At 60.2% G+C, this 19127-nt stretch carries 20 protein-coding genes; 11 read left to right on the plus strand and 9 right to left on the minus strand.

The window, feature by feature from the left end:
* Positions 1-61 precede the first annotated feature (61 nt).
* On the minus strand, positions 62-904 hold the full coding sequence (locus V8P77_RS05950) for a putative universal stress family protein (protein WP_335911241.1): 843 nt from the start codon (positions 902-904) through the stop codon (positions 62-64).
* A gap of 109 nt (positions 905-1013) precedes the next feature.
* Entirely contained in the window at positions 1014-1790 is a 777-nt protein-coding gene (locus V8P77_RS05955; protein ID WP_168286570.1) for a competence/damage-inducible protein A, read from the minus strand.
* Between the two features lie 286 nt (positions 1791-2076).
* On the opposite strand from V8P77_RS05955, the gene wrbA reads away from it, so the two are divergent.
* The 3 genes from wrbA to V8P77_RS05970 all read left to right on the plus strand — a co-directional run bounded on the left by wrbA (position 2077) and on the right by V8P77_RS05970 (position 4123).
* The gene (wrbA, locus tag V8P77_RS05960) at positions 2077-2673 is read left to right on the plus strand and encodes an NAD(P)H:quinone oxidoreductase type IV (protein WP_003538774.1); all 597 of its coding nucleotides are present in this window, start codon (positions 2077-2079) and stop codon (positions 2671-2673) included.
* An 846-nt stretch (positions 2674-3519) separates the two neighbouring features.
* Positions 3520-3810: a ribbon-helix-helix domain-containing protein gene (locus V8P77_RS05965; protein ID WP_026265193.1), complete on the plus strand. Its 291-nt coding sequence runs from the start codon at positions 3520-3522 to the stop codon at positions 3808-3810.
* Positions 3797-4123, plus strand: a complete 327-nt coding sequence (locus tag V8P77_RS05970; RefSeq protein WP_335911242.1) for a type II toxin-antitoxin system RelE/ParE family toxin — start codon at positions 3797-3799, stop codon at positions 4121-4123. The genes V8P77_RS05965 and V8P77_RS05970 overlap by 14 nt, the downstream gene beginning before the upstream one ends.
* 542 nt (positions 4124-4665) lie before the next feature.
* On the opposite strand, the gene V8P77_RS05975 is transcribed toward V8P77_RS05970, so the two are convergent.
* Positions 4666-5040: a VanZ family protein gene (locus V8P77_RS05975; RefSeq protein ID WP_335911243.1), complete on the minus strand. Its 375-nt coding sequence runs from the start codon at positions 5038-5040 to the stop codon at positions 4666-4668.
* Positions 5041-5221: 181 nt separating this feature from the next.
* Here V8P77_RS05975 and ilvA point away from each other — a divergent pair, with 181 nt between their 5' ends.
* The 3 genes from ilvA (at position 5222) to V8P77_RS05990 (ending at position 8343) form a co-directional block, all read left to right on the plus strand.
* On the plus strand, positions 5222-6472 hold the full coding sequence (gene ilvA, locus V8P77_RS05980; RefSeq protein ID WP_222259740.1) for a threonine ammonia-lyase: 1251 nt from the start codon (positions 5222-5224) through the stop codon (positions 6470-6472).
* A 37-nt stretch (positions 6473-6509) separates the two neighbouring features.
* Positions 6510-6836 carry an HlyU family transcriptional regulator gene (locus tag V8P77_RS05985; protein ID WP_163876342.1) on the plus strand — a complete coding sequence of 109 codons (327 nt, stop codon included), beginning with the start codon at positions 6510-6512 and terminating at the stop codon, positions 6834-6836.
* A 235-nt stretch (positions 6837-7071) separates the two neighbouring features.
* Positions 7072-8343 (plus strand): GGDEF domain-containing protein, encoded by a 1272-nt coding sequence (locus V8P77_RS05990; RefSeq protein ID WP_335911244.1) that lies wholly within the window; start codon positions 7072-7074, stop codon positions 8341-8343.
* Positions 8344-8350: 7 nt separating this feature from the next.
* Here the strand turns inward: V8P77_RS05990 and V8P77_RS05995 are convergent, their stop codons facing one another.
* Positions 8351-9127: an SDR family oxidoreductase gene (locus V8P77_RS05995; protein WP_335911245.1), complete on the minus strand. Its 777-nt coding sequence runs from the start codon at positions 9125-9127 to the stop codon at positions 8351-8353.
* A gap of 162 nt (positions 9128-9289) precedes the next feature.
* Between V8P77_RS05995 and V8P77_RS06000 the strand changes: the two genes are divergently transcribed.
* Entirely contained in the window at positions 9290-9865 is a 576-nt protein-coding gene (locus tag V8P77_RS06000) for a TetR/AcrR family transcriptional regulator (protein WP_335911246.1), read from the plus strand.
* Positions 9866-9913: 48 nt separating this feature from the next.
* Here the strand turns inward: V8P77_RS06000 and V8P77_RS06005 are convergent, their stop codons facing one another.
* On the minus strand, positions 9914-10528 hold the full coding sequence (locus tag V8P77_RS06005) for an FMN-dependent NADH-azoreductase (RefSeq protein WP_335911247.1): 615 nt from the start codon (positions 10526-10528) through the stop codon (positions 9914-9916).
* A gap of 139 nt (positions 10529-10667) precedes the next feature.
* Here V8P77_RS06005 and V8P77_RS06010 point away from each other — a divergent pair, with 139 nt between their 5' ends.
* Positions 10668-11636, plus strand: coding sequence for a LysR family transcriptional regulator (locus V8P77_RS06010; protein WP_335911248.1), 969 nt, complete (start codon positions 10668-10670; stop codon positions 11634-11636).
* A gap of 42 nt (positions 11637-11678) precedes the next feature.
* On the opposite strand, the gene V8P77_RS06015 is transcribed toward V8P77_RS06010, so the two are convergent.
* A complete protein-coding gene (locus tag V8P77_RS06015; RefSeq protein WP_335911249.1) occupies positions 11679-13667 on the minus strand; it encodes a bifunctional 2',3'-cyclic-nucleotide 2'-phosphodiesterase/3'-nucleotidase in 1989 nt (662 codons plus the stop codon).
* A gap of 177 nt (positions 13668-13844) precedes the next feature.
* Here V8P77_RS06015 and V8P77_RS06020 point away from each other — a divergent pair, with 177 nt between their 5' ends.
* Positions 13845-14567, plus strand: a complete 723-nt coding sequence (locus V8P77_RS06020) for a hypothetical protein (RefSeq protein ID WP_335911250.1) — start codon at positions 13845-13847, stop codon at positions 14565-14567.
* Here the strand turns inward: V8P77_RS06020 and V8P77_RS06025 are convergent.
* The 3 genes from V8P77_RS06025 to V8P77_RS06035 all read right to left on the minus strand — a co-directional run bounded on the left by V8P77_RS06025 (position 14537) and on the right by V8P77_RS06035 (position 16546).
* Positions 14537-14941 carry a PilZ domain-containing protein gene (locus tag V8P77_RS06025; RefSeq protein WP_335911251.1) on the minus strand — a complete coding sequence of 135 codons (405 nt, stop codon included), beginning with the start codon at positions 14939-14941 and terminating at the stop codon, positions 14537-14539. The two genes, V8P77_RS06020 and V8P77_RS06025, sit on opposite strands and share 31 nt — an antisense overlap.
* Positions 14942-15025: 84 nt before the next feature.
* Entirely contained in the window at positions 15026-15907 is an 882-nt protein-coding gene (locus V8P77_RS06030; RefSeq protein WP_335911252.1) for a DMT family transporter, read from the minus strand.
* 177 nt (positions 15908-16084) lie between these two features.
* A complete protein-coding gene (locus tag V8P77_RS06035) occupies positions 16085-16546 on the minus strand; it encodes an Lrp/AsnC family transcriptional regulator (RefSeq protein WP_283198979.1) in 462 nt (153 codons plus the stop codon).
* Between the two features lie 156 nt (positions 16547-16702).
* Between V8P77_RS06035 and ald the strand changes: the two genes are divergently transcribed.
* Both ald and V8P77_RS06045 read left to right on the plus strand, forming a co-directional pair.
* A complete protein-coding gene (gene ald / locus V8P77_RS06040; protein WP_335911253.1) occupies positions 16703-17821 on the plus strand; it encodes an alanine dehydrogenase in 1119 nt (372 codons plus the stop codon).
* A 225-nt stretch (positions 17822-18046) separates the two neighbouring features.
* Complete coding sequence (locus V8P77_RS06045; RefSeq protein ID WP_335911254.1) at positions 18047-18976, plus strand: helix-turn-helix domain-containing protein; 930 nt, start codon at positions 18047-18049, stop codon at positions 18974-18976.
* The last annotated feature ends 151 nt before the right edge of the window (positions 18977-19127 follow it).

Consider the following 19127-nt stretch of genomic DNA (forward strand, 5'->3'; position numbering starts at 1 on the left):
CAAAGCTGTCATCGGTCGCCGCAATTAGCGGGATTTGCCGGCAAAAGGCAAGAGCAGCCAATCAACGCGACAAAAGCGTCAGCGCCGTCATCGATTGCAGCAGGGTCTTGGTCGTGCCGCCGAAGATCATCTGCCAGAGCCAGGAATGCGTATAGGCGCCCATGACGAGAAGATCGATGCTGCTGTCCGAAAGCCGGTTCTCGATGACATGCGATGCGCTCTTATCCACACTCTGGGCCGTCGAGAGCGTCGCCTTCACGCCATGACGTGCAAGCGTCGCGGCGATGTCGGCGCCAGCGGTCAGCGGCGATTGCAGCGCCGTGTCGGCCGGATCGACCGAAAAGATCTCCACTTCGTCAGCGGCTTTGAGGATCGGCAGTGCGTCGAAGGTTGCGCGCGCCACCTCTTTCGATCCGTTCCAGGCGATCAGCACGCGCTTGATCGGCTTCGGCTGGCGAATGGTATAGGGGATCATCAGCACCGGCCGGCCGGTTTCGAAAAGGAAACTGTCGACGTCGACGTGGCTGTCGGAAGGTCTGGCCGGGTCGGCCTGCGAGGCGATCAGGAGATCGGCGCTGCGCGCACTTTCGATCAGCGGCGCGGAACCATAACCGGTTGACGTGGCAAAGCTGCGCCATCCGAAGGAGGCGCCAGCCGCCTCCGCTTTCGCCCTGAAGATGCGCTCGACGGCAATCGTTTCGCTATGCGCCATATCCTGCAGCGCCTGCACGGCAACGGGATCGGGGATTTCCATCGGCGCGACCAGCGGCACGGCGGAAATGATTTCGGCATGCAGGCCGATCACATGGGCGCCGCTTTCAGCAGCGATGGCAAAGGCGAAATCGGCAACCGCGCCGCTATTGTCCGATGTATCGAGAATGGCGAGAATGGTTTTGTAAGACATATCAATTCTCCTTGCGCTGAAATGGCTTGCGCGAGGGAAGGAATGCGCCGGACCGTTCTCCTGTTCCTTGATCGGGATCAAGGATGGCCTTTGAGTTCCGGCGTTGCCCTTAAGCCTCGGCGGAATGGTTTTCGGCGATATCCTTCCTTTGGCGGATGGCGTCGATCATCGCCTGCACCTCGGCACCGGCCGCATCGATTGCTGCCTGGGAGCGGCCGCGCACGACGATCTCGGTCGAAAATTTCTGGCCGATATAGCGTGGGTAGGAACCGATGCTGGTTTCCGGATGTGCTTTCTGGATCGCGGTCAGCGGCGTGCCGATCTCGCCTTCGCCGTAAGGGCAGGCGATAGCGAGCGAGAGCACCGGCGTGCCGGTTCGAAGCGTCGGCAGTACATTGTCGACCATCGCCTGGAAGACCTGCGGCACGCCGGCCATGACATGGACATTGCCGATGATGAAGCCAGGCGCCGTCGAGACCGGGTTGGCGATATGCGCAGCGCCCCGCGGCATGCGCGCCATGCGCTGGCGCGCCTCGGTGAATTCCATCTCGCGGCGGCGGTACATCTCGGCAAGCAGCGTCATTGCCGCTTCATCATATTCGCAGGGCACGCCGAAAGCCTTGGAGATGGCATCGGCGGTGATGTCGTCATGCGTCGGCCCGATGCCGCCCGAGGTGAAGACGTAATCATATTTGCCGCGAAGCGCGTTCAGCGCCTCGACGATCGCCTCCTCGTCGTCGGCGACGATGCGCACCTCCTTGAGATCGATGCCGGAAAGCGTCAGCAAATCGGCGAGATGGCCGATATTTTTATCCTTGGTGCGGCCGGAGAGAAGTTCGTCGCCGATGGCGAGCATGGCGGCGGTGACGACGATGTCTTGGCTCATGGGATGTTCCGTGATGTGAGGCTGGGGAATAGGTAGCGCCGTTCGCTCGCTTTGCAAACACCAGAGCATGATGCCGAAAAGTGCAGGCGGTTTTCGGACGACATCATGCGCCAACTCTTTAATTCGGGCGATGCGTCATTTTTGCCGAAATGAAAACCGCAAGCGAATTTTCGTCTCCGGGTGGTGAACACTGAGTTCTTGAGGGCAGGGCTGTGTTCGCCCAGGCGCGCTGATAGAAATCGCATCGGGCACGAAATTCAACCCACTGTTTCAAGGAAGATAGAAAATGGCGAAGGTTCTCGTTCTTTATTATTCGGCTTACGGCCATATCGAAACCATGGCCTATGCGGTCGCCGAAGGCGCGAAGTCGGCCGGCGCCGAGGTCACCGTCAAGCGCGTTCCGGAACTGGTTCCGGAAGACGTCGCCAAGGCTTCCTATTACAAGGTCGACCAGGCGGCTCCGATTGCCACCGTCGACGAACTGGCGGACTATGACGCGATCATCGTCGGCGCCGGCACCCGCTTCGGCACGGTCGCCTCGCAGATGCGCAATTTCTGGGATCAGACGGGCGGCCTCTGGTTCGCCGGCAAACTCGTCGGCAAGCTCGGTTCGGTCTTCACCTCTTCGGCCACCCAGCACGGCGGCCAGGAATCGACCATCCTCGGCTTCATCCCGACCTTCCTGCACCAGGGCATGGTCGTTGCCGGCCTGCCTTATGCCTTCCAGGGCCAGATGGGCACCGAGGAAGTCAAGGGCGGCTCGCCTTACGGCGCTTCCACCATCACCAACGGCGACGGCTCGCGCCAGCCTTCAGAGATCGAGCTGGAAGGCGCCAAATACCAGGGCGCCCACGTCGCCAAGCTTGCTGCCAAGCTCGCCTGATCTTTGACGCTGAAATAATGAAGGCGCGGCGGGCATGGGGCTCGCCGCGCCTTTTTGTTTACAGCCTCTCGACGGGTCGAGCGGCCTTATATTTGACTGTGGATTTGAGGAAGCGCCGATGGGGCAGATCATGCGCCCGCGTGGCCGCCTGCCTACTCTAGGAAACTCAATCCCTTCGATGGCGGCGATCTCTATGCAATCCAATACTGGTGCAGCTAGCCGGAGCATTATCGAACCAGTCCGCCTTCGTTCCCGACGGAACTACGGCGCGACAGCCTTCGCTTGGCTGTTCTCTTCGGCTCGCCGAGCCGAAGAGAACAGAGCGAAGGCTGGTGCGGACGGCGGGGGTCGAACCCGCATAGCCTAGGCCGAGGGATTTTCTTACCGCTACGGCTTTCGCCGCCGCCTTTCGGCGTTTGTGGTCTGGACTATACCTTCACCCTAGCGTTTGCCTTAGGTGCTGCCCGTCTAGTCTCTACACCTTCCCCTGGCGGGGCTTGGCTCGGGATTGCCATCTGACAGGTTTCCCCGACTTTGAGCAGTTCTACAGCCGGCGTTTCCGCCGGTGCACTCAATTTTGTTTTAAGTCCCTTGTGTCTACCGATTCCACCACGTCCGCGTGGTTCCCTCTGCTAACAAAGAGAGACGGTATTCTCAACTGCTATCCATCGGTTGTCGGAGGTATTTACAGCATGGTCAGGGAAGTAGGCCACAGCCCATCACGCAAATTGCCGTAGATCCCGAGTATTCGTCACCATCGCTTTTGATGCGGATGGCATCGCAATTTTTCTGGTGTAAAATATGATTTTATCATACTTTATAAGAAACCAAGGAACGTGGATGACGATGCGAAACGCGGAAAAGGTGACTATTACCCTCACGGCCGATATGCTGCGGAGCGTTCGCGATACGGTCGAGGCCGGTGAATTTGCGACCACGAGTGAGGCGATGCGTGATGCGGTACGGGTGTGGCAACGCCAGCGGCTCGAGGATGCCGAACGCCTCAACGCGATGCGAGCCCGCATCCGCCGTTCTCTGGACGACCCGCGCCCGAGTTTGACGGCAGAAGAGGCGGAAGTGGAAATGGACCGCTTCATGAAAGGCCAGGAAAAAGCGTCCCGTAATGCGGCGCGCTAAGGTCATCTATCGGCCTGAGGCACTGAGCGACCTTCGCCAAATTTATCTCGACATTGCCGACATGAGTCGAAGCCACGTCATTGCCGATGGCTTCGTGAAGCGCATCATGGCGAGGTGCCACAAGATCGGCGATGCACCGAACGGCGGTCGTCCTCGGGATGATCTGGCGCCCGGCTTGCGAACGGTGCCGTTTGAGCATTCCGCCGTGATCGCCTATCACGTCACCGACGCGGTTGAGCTCGTCAACGTGTTCTACGGTGGTAGAGACTATGAGGCCCTGTTTCGGGCGGGCGATGACGAGGATGAATCCTAACAGGCTTTGGAACGGTCTCGGCTCGAGCCATTCTTCCAGCACCTTGGCGTCGGTATCCGAGAAGTCGAAGGGTTGCCCCTGCACGATGCAGTAGTGGCGGTGGCTTTAAAATTTCGGCCTTGGCTGTACCGGTTCGAACCCCTTCGCCCGCACCACCTTCATAATCCTGTTTGAATATGCCTGTATTGAATCTGCTTGTATATTGTGCATAAAAGCAAGTTATCGCTTGACAAAGGAATTTCTGGCGTAACGATTGCGCCGCGACAGTTGAGTAAGTGTTGTCTTGTGGGAGTAAGACGATGGTTTACGATTGGAATGGGACTAAGGTTCGGCGCATCCGCATCTTCAAGACCAGTGTCGCACTTGTTCTGGGGACTACGATAGCCGCGATACCGCTGTTCTTCTGGGCAATGCATTTGCGCGGTTTCTAGAGCGTCCTTAGCGCATCTAGGAAGACGCGCTAAGGACGCTCTATCACTTTCGGTCTGGACAGATCCCGAATTCGACTTTCGGGATTATGTGCGGTCTGTTCCCGATTGTGATCATCGCTCTGTGAGCGGAAGCGCGTTTGGCGCTTTGGTCTCGCGCCACCTGTTGATCAGCCAGCCAGCCAGGAGCCCGAGGGCTGCGCCCGCGGCCTTGATGCCGGCATCGTGCAGGCGCGGATGGCGTGTTGGTGCGAGATATTGCAGATATTCGATGGCGACTGCACCGGCGATCAGCAGCACCGCCACCATCTTCCACTGTTTCGGATAGGCGAGCGCGAAGGCGAGGCCGACGAGAACATAGGCGCCGCCGCGGTCGGTATCGACCGTCGTGACCGTTTCCGGCCTCAGCCCGATTGGCGAAACCGTGACGAAGAGGATGAGGGCGAGCAGCAGCCAGGCGAACGGTCTTGCAAATTTGAAGATCATCATGGCTTGATATTAGGGGATTGCATTTTTCTTGACAGTAAAAATCAGTTCATCTGCCGTCAATTTACGGTTGGCTTAAGAAAGGCTTTCCCGGTCGGGAACCGGAAATGGCCGAAACGGGCTTTCTTTTGCCAGTCGGCCTATGCCATAGCGGCAGTGGCTAATCATGAAATGGACCACGCCCGTGACGAGACTTGATGTCGAAAGCGCCGAAGAGGCAATGCGCAGCCTGTTTCCGGCTACACCGCTGCAGCTCAACGATCATCTGTCGGCCCGCTACGGAGCCGATATCTGGCTGAAGCGCGAGGATCTGTCGCCGGTGCGCTCCTACAAGATCCGCGGCGCCTTCAATTTCTTCCGCAAGGCGATCGGGCAGGGTGCCGCCGGCAAGACCTTCGTCTGCGCTTCGGCCGGCAATCACGCCCAGGGCTTCGCCTTCGTCTGCCGCCATTTCGGCGTGCCGGGCGTCGTCTTCATGCCGGTGACGACACCGCAGCAGAAGATCGACAAGACCCGTATGTTCGGCGCCGAATTCATCACCATCCGGCTGTTCGGCGACTTCTTCGACCAGTGCTACCAGGCCGCCCGCGAACATGTTGAAGCGGTCGGCGGCGTCATGGTGCCGCCCTTCGACCATGCCGACATCATCGAAGGCCAGGCAACCGTCGCCGCCGAAATCATGCAGCAGCTGCCGGAAGGAACCGTGCCCGACATGGTCGTCCTGCCGGTTGGCGGCGGTGGACTGGCCGCGGGCATCACCGGCTATCTCGACGGCACCGTGCCGAAATCGGCTTTCGTCTTCACCGAGCCCGCCGGCGCGCCGAGTCTCAAGCGCAGCATCGAGGCGGGCAAGGTGACGACGCTTGCCAAGGTCGACAATTTCGTCGATGGCGCTGCGGTCGCCCGCATCGGCGACCTGAATTTCGCCGCCCTTCGCGATTTCCCGGCAAGCCAAGTGCAACTGATGCCGGAGAACGCCATCTGCGTCACCATTCAGGAAATGCTGAATGTCGAGGGCGTCGTGCTGGAGCCGGCCGGTGCCTTGTCGCTGACGGCGATCGCCGCGATGGACGGCCAGGCGCTCCGCGGCAAGACAATCGTCGCCGTCGTCTCCGGCGGCAATTTCGATTTCGAGCGTCTGCCTGACGTAAAGGAAAGAGCCATGCGTTACGCAGGGCTGAAGAAATACTTTATCCTGCGGCTCGCCCAGCGCCCGGGCGCGCTTCGGGATTTCCTCAATCTGCTCGGCCCCGACGACGACATCGCCCGCTTCGAATATCTGAAGAAATCGGCGCGTAACTTCGGCTCGATCCTGATTGGCATCGAAACCAAGGCGCCTGAGAATTTCGCCCGGCTGATCGGAAATTTCGAAGCAGCCGGCATGGGTTACGAGGATATTACCGAAAACGAGATCCTCGCCAACCTGATCATTTGACTTGGCGACAGCGATACGGTCGTGCTAAAGGCGGAGCATGGCTTCGTTCATTTCAAATATCTTTTCGATGTTCTCCGGCGGCGGCAAACCGGCTTCGGAGGCGGCCGGCCCTTCCGGCGAGCCGCAGCTTTACGGCGATTGCACGATCTATGCCGAGCCGCGCAAGGAAGGCGGCCAGTATCGCCTTGCCGGCCGCATCGAAAAGAAGGTCGGCGACGAGGTACTGGTGCGCAATTTCATCCGCGCCGATCTGTTTTCCTCCTCCGATGACGCCCTCGAATGCACGGTGCGCAAGGCGCAGCAGATCATCGATCAGCATGGCCCGTCGCTCTTTGGCGACGGCGAGAAGCTCCGTCAGGTCTGAATCGGGATCCGGGCGTAGGTCCTTGATACCGGCTGCAACTATTCCTGTGTGTGACCCGGGTGCCCTCCGGCGGGCGCAATCTCACTCACGCAATCTTAAAGGATTGCGGTGAAAGGTATCGCCTGCAGGATTTGCAGGACACCCTCGTGTTTGACTGTTTCGGACGATTGACCAAAGGATTCTCTGTCGCGATCGCCGCGCCAGCAGGAGGCCGAACGTCCGGAGCCGAGGTCTCATGATGGAGACACTCAACCTCGCTCTCTTCATCGTCGAAGCCATCGCCTATTTTATGCTGATGGTAACGCTCCTGCATTTCCGTCACCGGCTTGGTCTCGGGGTTTTCCTGACGGCGCTCGGCGTCATGCATTTTATGGAGACCTATCTGGCGGCGGTCTTCTACGTCTCACTGCCGTTCGGGGATGTGTCGCCGGGCTCATCCGTCTTCTTCTCCGGCAAGCTGATGATGATCCTGATGCTTTACCTGCAGGAGGATGCCGCGACGGTGCGCCAGCCGATCTATGGTCTTTTCCTCGGCAACCTGCTCACCGTCGGCATTGCCTGGGTGCTGCAGCTGCACCATCCGCTGCAGATGTCGCCCAACCACACGCCCGACGTCGATTTCCTCAAGGAGATGGGCTGGCTGATGATCTGGGGCACGGCGCTGCTCTATGTCGATTCGCTGGGCATCATCCTGCTTTACGAAAAACTCGGCGATTTCTTCCGCCGCCGCGTCGTCCTGCGTTTCTTGATTTCTGGCTTCGTGCTGCTGACCTTCGACCAGATCGGCTTCTTCGCCGCGCTGCATTATTTTCTGGATGTGCCGATCGCCGCATTCTGGAGCGGATGGAAGGCGAAAATGCTTGCCGTCTGCCTCTACGCGGCGATGTTCGCATTCTATGAATATCGTATTCGCCGGATCGGCGCAGCCGGGGCCGCACGCTCCATCAGCGACGTGTTCGGCGATCTGACGTTTCGCGAGCGCTATAACGATCTTCTGGAGCGCACCGGCCGCGATATGCTGACCGGAGTCTATGATCGCACCCGTATGGAGCTGGAAGCGCCACTGATGCTGCACGAGGCATTGCGGCAGGGGCTGTTCGCCACCGTCCTCATTATCGACGCCGATCACTTCAAGGATGTCAATGACGGCTACGGTCATCTCCAGGGCGACGAGGTGCTGAAGGCGATCGCCGCCCGATTGAGCACGACGTTGCGTTCGAGCGACCGCGTCTTCCGCTTCGGCGGCGAGGAATTCGTTGCCGTCTGCCCGGGCACCGACCACGAGGAAGGTCTGCTGCTTGCCGAGCGCCTGCGCTGGACGATCGCGACCAGCGTCAAGACGCCGGATGACAGGCCGGTCACGGTCAGTATCGGCGTTGCGACTGCCGATGAGGACGGCGTCGATTTCACCGCCGTGCTGACGGCTGCCGACGGCAGGCTCTACGCAGCCAAGAAGAGCGGCCGCAACTGCGTCGTCGGCCGCTCCGGTGTTGTCAAGCTCAGCTGAAACTCATTCAGGCGGCGCGGAAGATCTTGGCGCCGGATGGCGCGCTCGTCATACCGCCGTCGATGGTGATCTCGATGCCGGTGACATTGGCCGAATCATCCGAGGCCAGATAGAGCGCCGCCTTGGCGATTTCGTCGGCTTCGCTCATGCGGCCGAGCGGGCTCATGCCGCCGATGCGGGCCTCGAGCGCCGACATCGCATCTTCCGTCTGGGCCATCGGCGACCAGATCGGCGTCTTGGTGCCGCCGGGCGTTACCTGATTGACGCGGATGCCGCGCGGCGCGAGCTCGGATGCCATATTGCGCGTCATTGCCCGGACTGCCGCCTTGGTCGCCGCATAGGCGGACCAGCCGGGAGCGCCGAGCACGGCATGCACCGAACCGTTGAGGATCACCGAAGCGCCGTCATTGAGATGCGGCAGGGCCGATTGCACGGTGAAGAAAACTGCCGTGAGATTGGTGCTGATGATCTGGTTGAACTGCTGCGGCGATGTCTCGCCGAGCGGCGTCGCGCCGCCGATGCCGGCATTGGCGAAGACGATGTCGAACTTGCCGACCTTTCCGGCGGCTTCCGCAAAGGCCTTCTCGGTTGCGGCGGCATCGGTGACATCGACCTTCAGCGCCAGCACGCCGGCGCCGAGCGCCTTTTCGGCGGCAGCGAGCGTTTCCGGGTTGCGGCCGGTGATCACCACCCTGGCACCCTCGTCGATGAAGACCCTGGCGGTCGCAAGACCGATGCCGCTGTTTCCGCCGGTGATCAGGGCGACCTTGTTTCTTAGACGCATGATTCATGCTCCTCTTGGAATTGGCAACGATCTGGATTATGATCGTTATCTATAAAGATTATGATTATAATCTACACGAGTCAAGAGAAGCATGATGCCGAAAAGTGTAAGCGGTTTTCGGCCGACATCATGCTCATTCGATTGGTGCCGGGGAGATGTCCGATGGGTCGTTCGCAATTGGAAAAACAGAAGACGCACGAGAGGATTGTCGAGATCGCGTCGAAGCGGCTGCGCGAGGAGGGGCTCGAAGGTATTGGCGTCGCCGATTTGATGAAGGAGGCTGGACTGACCGTCGGCGGCTTCTACAAGCATTTCGCCTCGCGCGACGATCTGGTCGCCGAGGCGATCCAGTCCGCTTTTGATTCATGGGGACGCAAGCTGGAGGCTGAGGGGGTGAACCCGGCGGAGATGACGGCTGCCGATGTCGCCGATCGTTATGTCAGCGCCTATCATCGCGACAATCCCGGCGAGGGCTGCCCTTTTGCCGCGCTGACCTCCGATATATCCCGCAGCGGCGAGAAGGCGCGAGGGATCGCGACGGACGGGCTTAGGCGCAATTTCGCGTCATTGGCGAGCAAGGCTGCGGGAGCGGACGATAGCGAACGGCGGCGCAAGGCGATCATGACCTTCGCGATGATGGCCGGCGGCGTCGGCCTTGCCAGGATTTCCTCCGACGAGGAACTCTCGGCCGAAATCCTGGCGACGGTCCGGGATTTTGTCGCCGATATCGACAAATGAAAAACGGCCGGCAAAGGCCGGCCGTTCCGTGAAGTGTTTAGGAGCCGATCAGGCCGCCAGCGCGATTTCCTGGACGCGCGACTTGGCGGCGTCGATGGCCTTTTCGGCAGCTTCCGGACCAAAGGCCAGGCCTTCGACATAGATGGTCTCGATATCGCTGATGCCGAGGAAGCCGAGAACCGACTTCAGATACGGCACGGCATGGTTCAAGGCAGCGGCCGGCCCCTGCGAGTAGACGCCACCCGAGGCGAGCACCACATAGACCTTCTTGCCGGTTGCGAGGCCGACCGGGCCGCTTTCCGTGTACTTGAAGGTCAGGCCGGCGCGGGCGACGTTGTCGATCCATGTCTTCAGCGACGAATAGATGTTGAAATTGATGAGGCCGGTGCTGATGACGATCGTGTCGGCGGCGAGCAGCTCGTTGACAAGCTCGTCGGAGGTTTTGACGGCTGCCGTTTCCTCAGCGGTGCGGGCTTCGGCCGGCTTGCGGATAGCGCCGGTGAAGAGGTCATCGATGTGCGGCAGCGGGTTGGCGGCAAGGTCGCGGCGAACGACGACGCTGCTTGGATTCTGGCTCTTCAGCTTTTCGGCGAGATCGACGGCGATCGGCGTCGAGAGCGATTCGGCACGCGGGCTGGACGTCAGAAGCAGGATGGACGACATGGTGCATTTCCTTTCGAATGGGATTTGACGGCCCGTTGCTGGGAGGTGAGCCGCAGTCTCGATGAGGAAAATAGGTCTGGCCTGCTATCGAAAAAACGGTGATAATGTCGATCGAAACTATCGATGGAATGGATAGAAGATGCTGCCCAACCCAACTCTGGACCAATTGCAGGTGTTTCTGACCGTTGCCGAGACCGGCAGCTTCTCGGCCGCTTCGCGGGTGCTGAACCGTGCGCAGTCGGTCGTGAGCTATACGATCGCCAATCTGGAGGCCCAGCTCGAAGTCCCGCTTTTTGAGCGCTCCGGCGCGCGCCAGCCGAAGCTGACGGAGGCGGGCAAGGCGATGCTGGAGGATGCGCGGCGCATTCTGGGCGATCTGCAAGTCATGCGGGCGCGGGTCAAGAGCCTGAGGGAAGGGCTCGAAGCGGAGGTTTCCGTCGCCATCAGTGTCATGGTGCCTTCGCGAGCCCTGGTGGACGTTCTCCGCGAATTCCGCGAGATGTTTCCATCCGTTTCGTTAAGCCTCAATGTCGGTGAGCTCGGAATGGTCATGGATCTCGTCCTCAGCGGCAAGGCGACGATCGGGATTGGCGGCGCGGTCGTCAAGCAGGACGATTCGATTGTCACGGAGCGGATCGGCCATTCCTTCATGTTGCCGGTTGCCGCGCATAACCACCCGCTTGCCGGAATCGGCCGGCCGCTGACGCTCGGCGACGTCCGCGAGGAAGTGCAACTCGTCGTCACCGATGCGTCGGGACGGACGAAGGGGCGCGATTTCAACGTTCTGTCCTACAAGACATGGCGCGTCAGCGATATTGCGACGAAGCACCAGCTCATCACGGCCGGCCTTGGCTGGGGCGGCCTTCCGGCTTCCGTGATTCATGACGATCTGACGAGCGGCAGGCTCGTTCATCTCGATTTGGATGCCTACGAACAGGGGGAGTATCCGATATATTCGGTGCGCCAACTCGCCAACCCGCCCGGACCTGCCGCCACCTGGATGATCGACGCGTTCCGCACGCGGCTTTCCGCCTGCCCGAGCCAAGCCGATTTCCATGCTCAGATAGCGGAACTGCAGGAAGCTGGTACGCCGCTCGCGGCCGAATGACGAAGACGCGGGTGCCGCGCCTTCGCTGATATTATCCTCCGCCTAAAGAACCAGCCTGAATTTCGAGAAACCGTCGGCCCCTTCGCCGGCATCCTCGATCTTGACGCTCTTGACCTCGGCGAGGAACTGTTTCGCCTTCGGGCCGCTTTCGAAGGTAACGGTCGTGCCGGGGAGCGGCTTGAAGGTCCAGTTTGCGTCGGCAGACGGATTGATCGTGCCTTGATCATGGACATAGCGGACGATGACGTCGCGGTTGGTATCCGGCGCCTGGAAGATCACCTTGTCCGCGGTTATCTCAGGGAAATTGCCGCCGCCGCCGGCGCGGTAGTTGTTCGAGACGACGACGAACTTCTGGGCCGGATCGATCGGCTTGCCGTTGAAGGCGAGGTTCTGGATGCGGTTGGCGTCCGGATTGATCGGCTTGCCGGACGAATCATACTTCGGCGGCTGCGACAGGTCGATCTGGTAGGTGACACCGTCGATGACGTCGAAATTGTAGGACGGGAAGTCGTTGTTGAGCAGCGCCGCATCCTTTGAGCCGGCCTCGATGTGATTGAACATGCCGGCCGACATTTCGAGCCAGTTCTTCACCTGGGCGCCGGTGATGGCGACAGCTTGCACCGTGTTCGGGTAGAGATAGAGGTCGGCGACGTTCTTAATGGCGATATCGCCGGCCGGAACATCGGTATAGTAGTCGGCACCGCCGCGACCGCCGGCCTTGAAGGGAGCCGCCGCCGAAAGCACCGGCAGATCCTTGAACTCGGTGTCGGCGAGCATCTGCTTGATGTACCAGGTCTGGGCTTGGCTGACGACCTGTACCGAGGGATCGTCGGCAACCAGCGCGAAGTAGGAATAGAGCGGCGCAGATGTCTTGCCGACCGGGGTGCGGACATAGGCAAGTGTGGCCTCGTGCTCGGCCTTGGCGGCCTCGACCACTTCCTTCTTGTCGGCGTAGTCGGCGACCACCTTTTTCTTGTCGTCGCGATGATAGATCGGCCGTGCTTCCGAGGTGAAATCGACGATCTTCCAGCTATTGCCGTCCTTTTCGAGCAGCAGGTCGATAAGGCCGAGATGCGAGCCCCAGAAGCCGGCCATCACGGCGGGCTTGCCGTGCAGCGTGCCCTTGACGGGGTCGGCATTGGCGACACCGTCCCAGCTCTTCGGGCCGGGGAAGACGAGGTGCTGGTGGCCGGTGAAAATCGCATCGATCCCATCGACCGCGGCGAGATGCAGCGAGGCGTTTTCCATCTTCTCGGATGGCGCGGCTCCGTCGATGCCGGAATGGGAGAGTGCGATGACGATATCGGCGCCGGCTTCCTTCATGACGGGAACCCAGGCCTTGGCGGCTTCGACGATATCGCGCGTCTGTGCCTTGCCTTCGAGGTTCTTGATGTCCCACAGCATGATCTGCGGCGGCACGAAGCCGATGAAGCCGATCTTGACGGGGCTCTCGTTGCCGGCGCCGTCCTTGATCGGTTTTTCGACGATGATGTAGGGCTTGAAGAAGAGATCGTCCTGCTTCGGATCCGAGGCGAGCTGGCCCTTGGTCAGGTTGGCGCAGACGAAGGGGAAGTTTGCGCCTGACAGTACCTTGAACATGAAGTCGAGGCCGTAGTTGAACTCATGATTGCCGAGCGTGCCAACCGTATAGCCGAGCGTGTTCATCGCCTTGATCACCGGGTGGACGTCGCCGTCCTTCATGCCGTGCTGATAGGCCATGTAATCGCCCATCGGATTGCCCTGCAGCACGTCGCCATTGTCGATCAGCAGCGAGTTGACGGCCTCTGCGCGGATCGCATCGATGATCGTTCCGGTGCGCGACAGGCCCATCGTGTCGTTCGGCTTATCGGCATAATAGTCATAGGGGAAGACGTTGACGTGAATGTCGGTCGTTTCCATCAGCCTGAGATGCGCCTGGTTGGCGCTGGCGCGCGCGCTGAAAGGGTGCAGCAGCACCAGGGCGGAAGTGGCGGCGAGGCCGCCGAGCAGGGAACGGCGGCTCATTACACCAACATCGAAAGTGGAAGACATGGAAACTCTCCTTCAAAGGTCATGCATCGTCCGGCCCGTCAGAATTAGGACGATTTGACGAGGAATACACTGCGAAAATGACAGGACGTCAAAACAATCCAGTGGGAAAGCGGCATCGTCGTGAAATACAATTTATGGTACAGTGGTAGCAGCTGGAACCATTGGGGAGATGGGATTATGAACAAGGTCGTTATCGCTTTGGTCGGAGGTTTCGGAGGCATCGCACCCAGTCTGGTCGACAAGGCGCAGGCGCTCTACAGCGGCGATGTGGAGAAATGGCTGACGACGACGGCAAACCCTTGGATCTCAGTTGCCTGCGCGCTTGCCGCCATAGTCGTCTTCTTCATTATCGGCGGCGCTATCGCGCTGATCTATCGCGAACAGCAGTTGCAGAAGGCGCTTCTTCTTGGCATCGGCGCACCGGCTCTCATCATGGCCGCTGCACAGGGGAGTGCAGCCAACCCGCGGCCGATCGAGGTCAGCTCGGCCGGCAGCCTGTTCGGCATCATCGGCGTCGCCCATGCTGAGGACGGCACTCGCTCGCTGCCGCCGCGGGTCGAGTTGAAGGTCAATCCCGGCTGGACGCAGGGCGAATGCCAGACCTGCGATATCAAGTTCCTCGGCGGCGACGGCCAGATCATATCAAGCGAGCCGCTTTCCAGCAGCCAGGCGCCTGGCGCGGTCAACGTGCCGCTCGGCACGGAAACGATCCTGCTGTCCGGCGCCAACGCCAATACCGCCAGGATCGACGTCAGGAACCTCGGCGCCAGGCTGCCGCAGGCGCAAGGCCCGGTCACTCTCGACGTCAACGTCAACCGCAGCTACTGGAACGATCTCAGCCGTTCCTTCGGCGCCAAGGCCGTGCAGCCCTACGATTTTAGCGTCGGTGTCGCTAGGTGAGCCTTCCGGTCGCCATTGGCGCCTAATATGGCCAACTGGCGCGTCGCCAGCACTGGGCGCACTTCCTTGTGGAAGAAACGGAAATAGGAAGAGATCTGCGCCCGCGCATTCGAATTCACATCGAACTGGATGCCGACGCGGCCATTGTGCTTCCAGCGGATGACACCTTCGAGCAGCCCGAGGTTTTCGGCCTCGATGCGCACCTTGCTGCCGGAGGCGGCATGGAGCGGCCCCTTCATCTCCAGGGCGGCACCGGTTGGCGACAGGTTGAGGATGCGGGCATCCACCTGGCTGTTCAGGTATTTGACATGGCCGAAGACGCGGCAGCTTTTCCGATCAGTCTTTCGGGCCGTGATTTTCAAGTTGCGGGTCATACTGTCTCCCTTGATATAGCCAGGGAGCATAGCGCCGGAAAATTGAAATGGTTTTAGGGGCTTGGCTAAAATTGCAGTGAAACGTCAATTGGCAGCAACGGCCCTGCGTCCCACCACATGTTCGCGCCAGACCGTGAAGATGCCGGCGGCGACCACGATGACCGAGCCGACGATCGTGTTGAAACTGAGCGTTTCGCCATAGATCGTCATGCCAATGATAGAGGCGTAGACAAGTGACAGATAGGTCAGCGGCTGGACGGCGGCGGCATCAAGAATATCATAGGCGCGGATCAGGAAATAATGGCTGGAAATGCTGGTCACGCAGACGAGCGCCATCCAGCCCCAGTCGCCCGGCGACATCCAGCTCCAGTAGAACGGTCCGATGAGCGTCATCGTGACGCCGCCGACGACGCCGGTATAGAAGAAGCTGGTCATCGACGAATCGTCGCGGCTGACCAGACGGGTGGCGATGACGTAGAAGGCGAAGTTGAAGCAGGAAATGACGGCGAGAAGCAGCTTCACGTCGAAAAATTCGCCTTCCGGCTTCAGGATCAGCAGCACCCCGAAAAGTCCGGCGCCGATCGCTGCCCACCGCCGCCACCCGACCCGCTCGCCGAGGATCGGCATCGCCAGCAGCGCGATCAGGATCGGCGTCGCGGAAAAGATCGCCTGTGAACGGGCAAGGCCGATCATCGCAAAGCAGGTGATGGCGAGGACCACCTGGACGGCAAGCAGCACGCCGCGGGTTACCTGCAGGAGAGGGCGTTTGGTGCGGGCCGTCGCCTTGATGCCGCCACGCATCTTCGAAGCGAGGATGATCGTGAAAAGCGCAAAGGCCCAGTAGCGGATCATCGTCACGAAGATTGGCGGATAAGCCGTCGCCAGATGTTTCGAGATGGCATCCTGCAGGGAGAAGATGGTGATCGCCAGCAGCGCGAAAATATAGCCTTGGGTCTTCGATGTCATGATTTGCCATTACTGCATAATTTCACCCTTAATCGATTCCGATTAAGGGTGAAATTATGCAGAAGTCCAAAGTGTTACAGCGTCCTCTGCGCGTCTGAAAAGACGCGCGGCGCTGTAGTGGGGAAACGCCTGCGCGCATCGAAAGTCTGGGCAGGCTTTCGGCAAAGATGCAAGGCCTCAAAGGCCGACATTCGGCTTGTCGATGATTTCTCTGAGCGCGAAGCTCGAATTGATCTTGACGACATGGGGCAGGGCCGACAGCCAGTCGCGGTGGATGCGCTCATAGTCCTCGAGGTCGCGGGCGGCGACGCGCAAGATATAGTCGTATTCGCCCGACATCAGGTAGCAGACGAGCACGTTCGGGCAGAGCTTCACCGCTGCCTCGAATTCCGCCAGCGTCTTGGCGAACTGGCCGGAGAGCGAGATATGCACGATGGCGATCATCTTGTAGTCGAGCGCCTTGTGTGAAAGCCGCGCATGGTAGCCGTCGATGACGCCGCTTCTTTCCAGGATGTCGAGCCGGCGCGAACAGGCCGAAGGCGACAATCCGATTCTTTCGGCAAGCTCGGCATTGGTGATGCGGGCATTGGCCTGCAATGCCCGGAGAATCGCAAGATCGATGGTATCGAGATCGGCCATTCGAAGAACCTTCGAAGAAAGATGGGAGATGCGCAATAGTCGCCGAAAAATCGCGTCTTCGCAAATCGTCTTTGCAAGGACATTTCGCGGCCTTGATGGTTGGATTCCTCATCTGAAAAAATCCGCGGCCGCGGAGATAAAGTGAGAGGAACGCGCATGCGTGTCGGTTGCCCGAAGGAAATCAAGAATCATGAATATCGCGTCGGCCTGACGCCGGCTTCGGTGCGCGAATATGTTGCCCACGGTCACGAGGTCTGGGTGGAAACCAAGGCAGGCGTCGGTATAGGCGCTGATGATGCCGCCTATGCCGCGGCCGGCGCCAGGATCGCCGCCTCCGCCAAGGATATCTTCGAAAAATGCGACATGATCGTCAAGGTGAAGGAGCCGCAGCCCGCCGAATGGGCGCAGCTCCGTGACGGCCAGCTTCTTTACACCTATCTGCATCTGGCGCCGGATCCCGAGCAGACCAAGGGTCTTATCGCCTCGGGCGTCACCGCGATCGCCTATGAGACGGTGACCGACGAGCGCGGCGGCCTGCCGTTGCTGGCGCCGATGTCGGAGGTCGCCGGCCGCCTATCGATCCAGGCAGGGGCAACCGCGCTGCAGAAGGCCAATGGTGGCCTCGGCGTCCTGCTCGGCGGCGTGCCCGGCGTGTTGCCGGCCAAGGTCGCGGTCATCGGCGGCGGCGTCGTCGGCCTGCATGCGGCCAGGATGGCCGCCGGCCTTGGCGCCGATGTCAGCATTCTCGACAAGTCGCTGCCGCGCCTGCGCCAGCTCGACGATATCTTCGCAGGCCGCATCCACACGCGTTATTCCAGCATCCAGGCGCTGGAGGAGGAAGTCTTCTCGGCCGATCTCATTATCGGCGCCGTGCTGATCCCGGGCGCCGCCGCTCCGAAGCTCGTCACCCGCGAGATGCTCTCCGGCATGAAGAAGGGGTCCGTCATCGTCGACGTCGCCATCGACCAGGGCGGCTGCTTCGAGACCTCGCATGCGACGACCCATTCCGATCCGACCTACGAGGTCGACGGCGTCGTGCATTATTGCGTCGCCAACATGCCGGGCGCCGTGCCGGTCACCTCGGCGCACGCGCTGAACAATGCCACATTGGTTCATGGCCTGGCGCTTGCCGATCGCGGCCTGCGCGCCATCGCCGAAGACAAGCATCTGAGGAACGGCCTCAACGTCCACAAGGGCCGCATCACCAGCAAGCCGGTCGCCGACGCGCTGGGCTACGAGGCTTTCGCGCCGGAAAGCGTACTGAACGTAGCGTAAGCCAGCTCACTCAAGGTAAGGACTTACAGCGCGTTATTGTCGCCCAGCAAGGCGGTATCTGAGAGGATGCCGCCTTCTTTGCATGAATGCGCACCCGTAATCGAACGCGACCGTTGGCGGCGTTGGAGGTATGCTTCCCCCGTCGATCAGCGCGACGAGTTGTGTCTCCCGATCGGTTGCCATCATATCATGCCGATGGGCAGTCGCCATCCAAACGGAGCAGCAATGACGGTTGATAATCGGGAGCAAACATCGCCGGTTCCGCTTCGAACGTCACCTGCCGGCCTTGAAACATATATCGCCGGCAGAACACTCGTCAGCGGGGATGGACCGGCCTGGACGGATATATTCGTTCAGGTGTTTTCCCGCCTGACGGTGCAACGCCCCTTTCTTGTTCCGGCGGTCGCCGAACCTCTCGTCGTTTGGGTGATCTCAGGTCAGGCATGCGTGGAAGAACGCGATCTGGGTGGGGAGTGGGAAGCCAACACAGTCAGAGTCGGAGACTTTTTTCTGACGCGGTCGCCCACGCCATATGAAATGCGCTGGCGTGCCGAGGGAGACGAACTTTTCCAGGTGATGCATCTCTATCTCTCCGTTCCGTTGTTTGAGCGGGTGGCGGAAGCGGTTCTCGGCAAAGCTGCCAGCGCCATGCGCCTGCGCGACATATCGGGCGGCCGCGACCAACCTCTTTCCAGCATGCTGGAGCTGATCCATGCCGAACTGACGGCCGAAGGGCAGGGAAGTCGGCTCTTCGTGCAGGGATTGGCACAAACGCTCGCCGTTCATCTTATCCGGCAATATGCAACATTTGACGCGGAGGCACGGCCGTCAAATGCCCTCCCGGGCGCCAAGCTACGGCGGGCCATTGCATTCATGGAAGCCAACCTTCAGGAGCCGTTTGATCTCGCACGTCTGGCGCAAACGGCCGGCATGAGCGCGTTTCACTTCAGCCGCCTCTTCAAGAAGGCCACTGGCCTTTCTCCATCCCATTATTTCATTCGCCAACGCATAGCCAAGGCTCAGCAACTTCTGCAGGAAACCAGTACCAGCATCATCGAGATCGGCATGTCCGTGGGCTATTCGAGCCCCAGCCATTTTGCTCAGATTTTCCGCCGTGAGGCTGGCGTCTCCCCCAGCGACTATCGTCGCAGCTAAGGCGCGTCGCAATCTTTCAGATTCGCTGCTCGCGCTTTAGGTCTTTGTTTTTACGCATGTCGTTATCGTAAAACCGCTGCACACTTTTGCGCGACATACTTTAGAGTTGCTGATTTGAGCAATATCCCGACAGGTCTCGCAAGGTCCCGAG

Source organism: Rhizobium aouanii (genome assembly GCF_037002925.1).
GTDB classification, from domain to species: domain Bacteria; phylum Pseudomonadota; class Alphaproteobacteria; order Rhizobiales; family Rhizobiaceae; genus Rhizobium; species Rhizobium aouanii.

Excerpts from the sequence above, each read along its gene's own strand:
- ald (WP_335911253.1), top strand. The coding sequence starts at position 16,703 with ATGCGTGTCGGTTGCCCGAAGGAAATCAAGAATCATGAATATCGCGTC.
- V8P77_RS05975 (WP_335911243.1), bottom strand. The coding sequence starts at position 5,040 with ATGATGATCTTCAAATTTGCAAGACCGTTCGCCTGGCTGCTGCTCGCC.
- V8P77_RS05990 (WP_335911244.1), top strand. The coding sequence starts at position 7,072 with ATGATGGAGACACTCAACCTCGCTCTCTTCATCGTCGAAGCCATCGCC.
- V8P77_RS05995 (WP_335911245.1), bottom strand. The coding sequence starts at position 9,127 with ATGCGTCTAAGAAACAAGGTCGCCCTGATCACCGGCGGAAACAGCGGC.
- V8P77_RS06045 (WP_335911254.1), top strand. The coding sequence starts at position 18,047 with ATGACGGTTGATAATCGGGAGCAAACATCGCCGGTTCCGCTTCGAACG.
- wrbA (WP_003538774.1), top strand. The coding sequence starts at position 2,077 with ATGGCGAAGGTTCTCGTTCTTTATTATTCGGCTTACGGCCATATCGAA.
- V8P77_RS06025 (WP_335911251.1), bottom strand. The coding sequence starts at position 14,941 with ATGACCCGCAACTTGAAAATCACGGCCCGAAAGACTGATCGGAAAAGC.
- V8P77_RS06010 (WP_335911248.1), top strand. The coding sequence starts at position 10,668 with ATGCTGCCCAACCCAACTCTGGACCAATTGCAGGTGTTTCTGACCGTT.
- V8P77_RS05970 (WP_335911242.1), top strand. The coding sequence starts at position 3,797 with ATGCGGCGCGCTAAGGTCATCTATCGGCCTGAGGCACTGAGCGACCTT.
- V8P77_RS06015 (WP_335911249.1), bottom strand. The coding sequence starts at position 13,667 with ATGTCTTCCACTTTCGATGTTGGTGTAATGAGCCGCCGTTCCCTGCTC.
- V8P77_RS05985 (WP_163876342.1), top strand. The coding sequence starts at position 6,510 with ATGGCTTCGTTCATTTCAAATATCTTTTCGATGTTCTCCGGCGGCGGC.
- V8P77_RS06000 (WP_335911246.1), top strand. The coding sequence starts at position 9,290 with ATGGGTCGTTCGCAATTGGAAAAACAGAAGACGCACGAGAGGATTGTC.
- V8P77_RS06035 (WP_283198979.1), bottom strand. The coding sequence starts at position 16,546 with ATGGCCGATCTCGATACCATCGATCTTGCGATTCTCCGGGCATTGCAG.
- V8P77_RS06030 (WP_335911252.1), bottom strand. The coding sequence starts at position 15,907 with ATGACATCGAAGACCCAAGGCTATATTTTCGCGCTGCTGGCGATCACC.
- V8P77_RS06020 (WP_335911250.1), top strand. The coding sequence starts at position 13,845 with ATGAACAAGGTCGTTATCGCTTTGGTCGGAGGTTTCGGAGGCATCGCA.
- V8P77_RS05955 (WP_168286570.1), bottom strand. The coding sequence starts at position 1,790 with ATGAGCCAAGACATCGTCGTCACCGCCGCCATGCTCGCCATCGGCGAC.
- V8P77_RS05965 (WP_026265193.1), top strand. The coding sequence starts at position 3,520 with ATGCGAAACGCGGAAAAGGTGACTATTACCCTCACGGCCGATATGCTG.
- V8P77_RS05950 (WP_335911241.1), bottom strand. The coding sequence starts at position 904 with ATGTCTTACAAAACCATTCTCGCCATTCTCGATACATCGGACAATAGC.
- V8P77_RS06005 (WP_335911247.1), bottom strand. The coding sequence starts at position 10,528 with ATGTCGTCCATCCTGCTTCTGACGTCCAGCCCGCGTGCCGAATCGCTC.